The organism is Prevotella merdae, assembly GCF_900290275.1.
Taxonomy (GTDB): Bacteria; Bacteroidota; Bacteroidia; order Bacteroidales; family Bacteroidaceae; genus Prevotella; species Prevotella merdae.
In genome coordinates, this window is the sequence record NZ_LT985341.1 from 1 (window position 1) to 1,793 (window position 1,793).

A 1,793-nucleotide genomic window follows, 5' to 3' on the forward strand; every position below is an offset into this window, starting at 1 on the left:
ATTTTATTGTTGAACCCTTTAAAGCAAGTTTGATTATGGGAAAGATTTTGAATTTTTACAAGAAAATGAGTGTAGAGGATGCTATTTGCGTTTTCTGTCTATTAGGTTTTGCATTGATGATATTTGCTATAGCTGGTATCTTTGGTCGTTTCTTGGCAGAGTGGATTTCTGTATGGCTCTTCTTCTCTGGTGTGGTTGTGTCTGCTGTAGCTGTTATTATTCTATTCGGCAAGAATGACTGCTTTATTCATGATATAACAGCAGACAAGAACTAATAGGTAACGGAGCGGCTAACCACCGCTCCACTTTGAAAGTACAAATTGGAATAATAAGTTATTAATACTGTGAGAAATTCCCACAGTATGATTTGTACCCGATTGGGGTTGGTGAGGTAAAATAAATGTTAAATTGCAGATAAATTTATTGTTTTGTTTCGTCGCTTGGAAACAAAATTGTATCTTTGTAAGCAGAAACTATAAATAAAATGAGTGGATATAAAATACAAGTGGTTTTGTTGGATGAAGCCCTGACATTTGTTCGTTCTTTGCCGTTGAAGGTTCAGCAGAAAATAACCTACAATTATAAGAAAATCGAACATGGCATTGTTGATAAGGAACTCTTCAAAAAATTAGAAAACTCTGAAATTTGGGAGTTTCGTACTTTATTCAATGGAAACTGCTATCGCCTATTCTCTTTTTGGGACACGGAGACTGGTACTTTGATTGTTGCCACACATGGTATAGTCAAGAAGACCCAAAAGACTCCCCAAAAAGAAATTGCAAAGGCAGAAGAGATTAGACAACAATATTTTGAATTAAAACATTGATAGATATGGCACAGATGCATTTGACACCACTTTCTGAAGTGGTTGATGAAGTTTGGGGCAAGACAGGTACTAAAGAGCGTGACATGATGGAAATGCAGCTCAAAGAAGATGTTAATGCCTATTATTTGGGCGAAGCAATTCGTAAAGCTCGTAAAGCACAGAATCTCACCCAAGAACAGCTCGGTGAACGTATTGGTGTACAACGAGCACAAATTTCACGTTTAGAAAAAGGAAATAGCACAATAACACTTCCCACGCTAAGCCGTGTTTTCCAAGCATTGGGTATTGCTACTGCGACACTTGATTTAGGAATTGCAGGTAAAGTCGCTTTGTGGTGATAAAGTGTGATTGATATGGAATAATACCAAGTTAGGCAAGAAATGGCTACAAGAACTTTAGGCTTCTTTGTAAATAAGAGGTGGCTTTGAGCCACCTCTTTCCGGCTGCTCCCTATTCGGTCGCAGCCTTCAGGCGAACCGTTCAGCTTTGCCTGTAAAGCGGTATCGGCGATGCTTTTTTTATATACGTATGCACGTATAGCGATATTTATGTTTATATATCTATATGTTTTGTTTTCTGTATATCTATGTGCGCAACCGAAACCGACTCTCTTTATTTATAGGTCTATTCCTTTGCTCATTTATATGGTCAAACAAAAAAGTAAGGTCATTGTTCTAATTGCTTTTTTATAAAGTTGTAACTTTTGTGGCATATCATTTATGTACTCCTTACCTTATATCTATATTTTAGTATTAATGTATATACATCTATATTGTCATACATCAATATGTCTATATTGACACAACCCCTTTCGCCAAGTTTTCTTCATGCACGGCAAAAGCTGTGTATTCCGCAAACATGGCGAAACTGCCCAGGAGCAAAGCTTCTCTTCCCTCCAGAGCAGCAAGGGAGATAGGTCGAACATTCTTCAGGGGTGTTGCGAACAACACCCCATACTACGGATGCT

At 37.8% G+C, this 1,793-nt stretch carries 3 protein-coding genes; all 3 read left to right on the forward strand.

The window, feature by feature from the left end; all coding sequences use genetic code 11:
- The first annotated feature begins 35 nt into the window (after positions 1–35).
- The 3 genes from C9991_RS16800 to C9991_RS16480 all read left to right on the forward strand — a co-directional run bounded on the left by C9991_RS16800 (position 36) and on the right by C9991_RS16480 (position 1,164).
- Positions 36–275: a hypothetical protein gene (locus C9991_RS16800; protein ID WP_157949526.1), complete on the forward strand. Its 240-nt coding sequence runs from the start codon at positions 36–38 to the stop codon at positions 273–275.
- A 209-nt stretch (positions 276–484) separates the two neighbouring features.
- On the forward strand, positions 485–826 hold the full coding sequence (locus tag C9991_RS16475; protein ID WP_106813554.1) for a type II toxin-antitoxin system RelE/ParE family toxin: 342 nt from the start codon (positions 485–487) through the stop codon (positions 824–826).
- 5 nt (positions 827–831) lie between these two features.
- A complete protein-coding gene (locus tag C9991_RS16480) occupies positions 832–1,164 on the forward strand; it encodes a helix-turn-helix domain-containing protein (RefSeq protein ID WP_106813555.1) in 333 nt (110 codons plus the stop codon).
- Positions 1,165–1,793 lie beyond the last annotated feature (629 nt).